The sequence below is a fragment of the Ruminococcus sp. zg-924 genome (assembly GCF_024433635.1).
Lineage (GTDB): Bacteria > Bacillota > Clostridia > Oscillospirales > Acutalibacteraceae > UBA7067.
Genome location: NZ_WNJZ01000009.1, coordinates 89435 through 95976, shown reverse-complemented (window position 1 = coordinate 95976; position 6542 = coordinate 89435). Strand labels below are relative to the sequence as shown.

The following is a 6542-nucleotide window of genomic DNA, read 5'->3' as shown; positions in this document are numbered from 1 at the left end:
CGATAACTTCTTGGCATAAAAATATCCCTCCTGATGTATATTCTACATCAAGAGGGGTCTTTTTTCTATTGTCCATTTTTTACGGACTTGTTCATAAAAACCGTTTAGGGATATTTTAATCAGAATTAATATATTAATACATTCCGCCCATATCAGGAGCTGCCGGAGCTGCCGGAGCAGGCTCTTTGATGTCTGTTACAAGCGATTCTGTTGTCAAAACCATTGAAGCAACTGAAGCTGCATTCTGGAGAGCAGAACGTGTTACCTTTGTTGGGTCAACAATACCGGCTGAAATCATATCGGTGTAAACCTCATCCTTAGCATTGAAGCCGTAGCCAACCTTGTCTGCGTTCTTTACATTCTCAGCAATAACGCTGCCCTCAAGACCTGCGTTTGCAGCAATCTGACGCAGCGGCTCTTCAAGTGCCTTAAGCACGATATTAACGCCTGTCTTCTCGTCACCTTCTGACTGTGCTGCAAGCTCAGCAACAGCAGGAATAGCGTTGATAAGAGCAATGCCGCCGCCTGCTACTATACCTTCCTCTACGGCTGCCTTAGTAGCTGCAAGAGCATCCTCAATGCGAAGCTTCTTCTCCTTCATCTCTATCTCAGTAGCTGCACCAACCTTGATAACTGCTACGCCGCCTGCAAGCTTTGCAAGTCTTTCCTGAAGCTTTTCTCTGTCAAAATCAGATGTTGTATTCTCAATCTGTGACCTGATTTGACCGCATCTTGCCTTAATATCGTCACTGTTGCCTGCGCCGTCAACAATGATTGTATTCTCTTTGTCAACCTTAACCTGTCTTGCTCTGCCGAGTTGGTCAATTGTTGTGTCCTTAAGCTCAAGACCCATATCTGACGAGATAACCTGACCGCCTGTAAGAATTGCAATATCCTGAAGCATTTCCTTTCTTCTGTCGCCAAAGCCCGGAGCCTTAACAGCAACACAGGTGAATGTACCTCTGATTTTATTGAGTACGAGAGTAGTAAGAGCCTCGCCCTCAACGTCCTCAGCAATAAGAAGGAGCTTTTTGCCTGCCTGAACAATCTGCTCAAGAACAGGGAGAATCTCCTGAATATTTGAAATTTTCTTATCTGTGATAAGAATATACGGGTCATCAAGCTCTGCAACCATTTTCTCGGTGTCTGTTACCATATACGGTGCAATGTAACCTCTGTCGAACATCATACCCTCAACAACCTCTGAATATGTTTCAGCTGTCTTGGACTCTTCAACAGTGATAACGCCGTCATTGCTAACCTTCTCCATTGCCTCTGCTATAAGGCTACCGATATATTCGTCAGCAGAAGAAATTGTGGCAACCCTTGCAATATCCTCAGTTCCGCTTACTTTCTTTGAATTGTTAATGATAGTTTCAACAGCCTTGTCAACAGCTTTCTGGATTCCTCTTTTGAGAACCATCGGGTTTGCGCCTGCTGTTACGTTCTTCATACCCTCACGGATAAGAGCCTGTGCAAGAAGTGTAGCCGTTGTTGTACCGTCGCCTGCCACATCGTTTGTCTTGATGGAAACCTCTTTTACAAGCTGTGCACCCATATTCTCAAACGGGTCGTCAAGCTCAATTTCCTTTGCAATTGTTACGCCGTCGTTTGTAATAAGCGGAGCGCCGAACTTTTTATCAAGAACTACGTTTCTGCCCTTAGGACCAAGTGTTATTTTAACTGTGTCTGCAAGCTGGTCGATACCGCTCATAAGAGCCTTTCTTGCATCTTCACCGTATGCTATCTGCTTTGCCATAATAAATTCCTCCCGTTAATTAATATATCAATACCTTATTCTACTACTGCAAGAATATCTGCCTGACGAACAATTGTGTATTCCTCACCGTCAAGCTTTACCTCTGTGCCGGAATATTTGCTTGTGATAACCTTGTCGCCAACCTTAACGTACATCGTTACCTCCTTGCCTTCAACAACTCCGCCGGGACCTACTGCAACAATTGTTGCAAACTGCGGCTTCTCCTTTGCCGAACCTGCAAGAACGATACCGCTCTTTGTTGTTTCCTCAGCTTCTTCCATCTTTAATACTACTCTGTCAAGTAATGGCTTAATAGTCATATCAATTGCCTCCTTAGCAAATTTTCGTTTTTGTTTTAGCACTCTCAATCCTTGAGTGCTAAAATTATTATATACCATTTTTTAGAAAAATCAAGCGTATTTTGTCTTTTTTTCCTTTTTTAATAATTTCTTTACAATTTGGGCATATTTGGATGATTCTAAAAGATAAAACTGCCGCAAAGCAACAGCAAAATCCAGCCGAGTATATCGGGCATTTTACGTGTCAACACAGCTTTACAGCAGTATATTATTGCATTAAGCTTTATAATACATATATATCTGGCATTTCAGCTTGCCGTTATATATTTTGCGGCGCTTGTCGGCAGGTGAACCAAAATGCTTTTCAAACTCATCATCCGGTGAAATAATTGTATAACTTTTTCCCTTTCCTCTGACAAATTTCTTACCCATAACTTTGTATATCTCCCTTGCCTTTTCATAGTCGAGGAGTCTTTCGCCGTAAGGCGGGTTACACAAGACCGTACAGCGTTCAAATGTATCCTTATAGTCCTTTATATCCCTGAGCTCAAAATGAAGCAGAGAGCCTACTCCTGCCTTTTCTGCGTTTTCCTTAGCAAGGGCAATTGCATTCTCGTCAATATCATAGCCGTAGCCGACAAATTCGCACTCTGTAATTATGCCATCAACAGCAAGCCTGCGTTCCGCCTGCCATACAGCTTTGTCTATTTGGCTCCACTTCTCACACGCAAAGGTTCTGTGCAGACCCGGTGCTATATTTTTAGCCTTCAATGCCGCTTCAATTAAAAGCGTTCCGGAGCCGCATGTTGGATCAACAACAGTATGATTAGACTTTACAACTGCTAAATCCGACATAACCGCTGCAAGCGTTTCCTTTATTGGTGCTTCCATAGACTGAGCACGGTAGCCTCTTTTATGCAGCCCCTCGCCACTTGTGTCAACCATAATAGAGAATGTATCCTTTATTGCAACAAAATGAATCCGATAAAGCGCACCGCTTTCCGCACAATGAGATATTTTTCGTACACTCATTATCCTGTCGGCAACCGCCTTTTTTATAATTTTCTGGCACCCAGGAACACTTTTAAGCTTAGAACTCAGGCTGCTGCCATTTACAGGAAACTGCCCGTTATCAACAACAATTTCTTCCCATGGGATTGATTTTATATTCTGATACAGACTCTCGAAATCTGTTGCCCTAAACACCTTAAGCAAAAGCATAATTCTCTCGCAGTAGCGGCACCTGAGATTCGCTCTGACAAGCATTTGCGGTGAATAGTCAAACACTACTCTGCCGTTTTCCGCTTCAACGCCTGTTGCACCCATACGGCGCAGCTCTCCCGCAGTTATACCCTCTGTTCCGAATATACAAAGTGCAGCAAGCTTTATTTTATCTGTCATAATCACACAACCTTAAAAAATATATGTATATAATACCATTTTCAGAAGAAGTTAGTCAACTTAAGTCAGACACAAAAACGGGCTGCCATTGCGGCAGCCCGAAGTAAAACCTATATTAAGATTATTTAGCAAGTCTTTCCTTAAGAGCTGCAAGCTGATCTGCGAGCTTCTGCGGAAGCTTATCGCCAAACTTCTTGTAGAATTCCTCGATTCCCTCTGCTTCCTTTGACCACTTTTCGTTGTCAACATAGAGGATATCTTCAAGAACCTTCTTGTCCATATCAAGTCCTTCAAGGTTGATATCGTCAGCATGCGGAACATAGCCGATTGCTGTTTCCTGAGCTTCAGCCTCTCCCTCACATCTCTTGATAATCCACTCAAGAACACGGAAGTTGTCGCCAAAACCAGGCCAGAGGAAGTGACCCTCGTCATCAAGACGGAACCAGTTAACATTGAAAATCTTCGGAGCCTTGTCGCCGAGGATTTCGCCCATTTCAAACCAGTGGCCGAAATAGTCACCCATATGATAACCACAGAACGGGAGCATAGCCATTGGGTCACGGCGAACAACGCCTACTGCACCTGTTGCTGCCGCTGTAGTTTCCGAAGCCATAATTGAGCCAACGAATACACCGTTATCCCAATCTCTTGACTGATATACAAGCGGAGTTGTCTGAGCACGTCTGCCGCCGAAGATAATAGCTGAAATCGGAACACCTGATGTGCTGTTGAACTCAGAGCTGATGCACGGACAGTTCTGGGCAGGTGCTGTGAAACGGCTGTTCGGGTGAGCGCCCTTCTCTGTTGATGTTTTGCCGTTCCAGGGATTGCCCTTCCAGTCTATTGCATTCTCAGGCGGGTTCTTGTCAAGACCCTCCCACCAAACTGTCATATCGTCAGTGTTGAGAGCTACGTTTGTAAAGATTGTGCCTTTTCTTGTTGAAGCAAGAGCATTCGGGTTTGACTTCTCGTTTGTACCAGGTGCAACACCGAAGAAGCCGTTTTCAGGGTTGATAGCCCAAAGTCTGCCGTCCGGTCCCTTACGCATCCAAGCGATATCGTCGCCAACACACCATACCTTGTAGCCCTTCTCTCTGTATCCTTCCGGCGGAATGAGCATTGCAAGGTTTGTCTTGCCGCAAGCTGACGGGAAAGCTGCACTTACATACTTAACCTCACCCTTCGGGTTTTCAATACCGAGGATAAGCATATGCTCTGCCATCCACTCGTCATTCTTGCCGAGATATGAAGCAATTCTAAGAGCGAAGCACTTTTTACCGAGGAGTACGTTTCCGCCGTATGCTGAGTTAACGGAAATAATATAGTTATCCTCCGGGAAGTGGCAGATATATCTGTTCTCAGGGTCAATATTGCAGCAAGCGTGAAGACCCTTTATCCAATTTTCGCTGTCACCGAGTACATCCTCAACAGCCTGTCCAACACGAGTCATAATTGACATATTGAGGACAACATATATTGAGTCTGTTACCTCGTAACCAATCTGTGCAAGCGGTGAACCAACCGGTCCCATTGAGTAAGGGATAACATACATTGTCTTGCCCTTATAGCTGCCTCTTGCAATGTCAAAGAGCATCTTGTATGCTTCCTGCGGGTCCTTCCAGTTGTTTGTCGGGCCTGCGTCCTCTTCTTTTCTTGAGCAGATGAATGTTCTGCCCTCAACACGGGCTACATCGTTTTCCTTTGTTCTGTGAAGATAGCAATCAGGAAGCTTTTCTTCATTAAGCTTAATAAGCTCGCCTGTTTTGCAAGCCTGAGCACGAAGATCGTCGATCTGCTGCTGTGAGCCGTCAATCCATACTACCTCGTCAGGAGTGAGGAGGTTCTTCATTTCGTCGACCCAAGCAAGAACTGATTTATTGGTTGTCATGATGAAATATCCCCTTTCAACCCTTTGTGGGTTTATTTGATATTATTATAATACATTTGCTAAAAATAAGCAATGGATAAATTGTTAATTTCTTGTCAATTAACGGTTATTTTTCCGTCATAATGAATAGCAGTTGTTCTTTTCCTGCAAATTCAGTAATTTTCAAACCTTGCAGCAACCCTATTTGCAATATTTTATCTGAATATTTGTCAAATTGCTTTTGAAATATTTATAATCACAAAGAAAAAGCGCAGCTTCGGCTACGCTTTGATAATTATTGGTTTGCAGATTTATAAATTTCAATCAGCTTTGCTCTTTTTATCATCTTGCCGTCATAGAACACAAGCTCGTTTTCGTCACCCTCAAGTATTGACGGATCAATCGGATTCTCCTCAAGCTGAGCAATCAAAAGTTCACGCCTGTTTGCACTTTCGGAATTGTTTTTTTCTTTGAGGTTTTTTCCGCCCTTTTCAACAAGGAGCTTATCTATTGATGGATAAAGGATAGCTGTTATGAAATAAGCCACCGTCACGGGAAGAATAAAAATAAGCAACAAAATTACAAATACAAACGCACCGATAAAGCTGCCTGTAAAAGAGAACAGCGTGGTCACGATTGCTATGCAGGCAACACAAGCAAACAGAGCAAGCAGATTCTTTGGAAGCTCGCCGACTGACATAAGCGCTGCGTTTTTGTAAATATGCTTAAAGCGGATATCGAGAGTAACCGTAATAATAGGCACATAAAAAAAGCAGAACAGACTTAAAATTGCAACGACGAGGCACAGACCGAAAACAATATACATAGCGCCGTTGTACGTTCCTGCCTGATAATAGAACAGCAAAGCAAAATAGTCAGCCATAGCGACTATGTAAAAAATAAAGCCATGAATAATTGAGAATTTAAGGTTTGCCTTAACCGCCTTAAAAAAACCCCTGACTCCCTTGACCTCCTTGCCGATTATTATGTCCTTTGACACCTTGCAAAGTCCGCAGTAAAACGGCATTAACAGAAATATAGGCAAAAACTGTATAAAAACGACCTGCGCCGTAAAGCTCTCTATCAACCACACAAGCCCAAAAGAGATTGCCATAGGAACTGCAAACATCAGGTTTGACAGCACAAGCTGCGGAATTGCATGCATATACTTTTGAAATATACCCGAAAACTTTTTCTTTTCTTTATTCATTTTTAA

5 protein-coding genes are annotated in these 6542 nt (G+C 43.1%); all 5 read right to left on the bottom strand.

Annotated elements, in window-relative coordinates:
• Positions 1-133: 133 nt before the first annotated feature.
• Positions 134-1759 carry a chaperonin GroEL gene (gene groL / locus GMA13_RS05915; RefSeq protein ID WP_255883530.1) on the bottom strand — a complete coding sequence of 542 codons (1626 nt, stop codon included), beginning with the start codon at positions 1757-1759 and terminating at the stop codon, positions 134-136.
• A gap of 35 nt (positions 1760-1794) precedes the next feature.
• Entirely contained in the window at positions 1795-2079 is a 285-nt protein-coding gene (groES, locus tag GMA13_RS05910) for a co-chaperone GroES (protein WP_255883531.1), read from the bottom strand.
• Between the two features lie 255 nt (positions 2080-2334).
• Entirely contained in the window at positions 2335-3459 is a 1125-nt protein-coding gene (locus GMA13_RS05905; RefSeq protein ID WP_255883532.1) for a class I SAM-dependent RNA methyltransferase, read from the bottom strand.
• A gap of 121 nt (positions 3460-3580) precedes the next feature.
• A complete protein-coding gene (locus GMA13_RS05900) occupies positions 3581-5347 on the bottom strand; it encodes a phosphoenolpyruvate carboxykinase (GTP) (protein WP_255883533.1) in 1767 nt (588 codons plus the stop codon).
• Positions 5348-5621: 274 nt separating this feature from the next.
• Positions 5622-6536, bottom strand: coding sequence for a hypothetical protein (locus tag GMA13_RS05895; protein WP_255883534.1), 915 nt, complete (start codon positions 6534-6536; stop codon positions 5622-5624).
• Positions 6537-6542 lie beyond the last annotated feature (6 nt).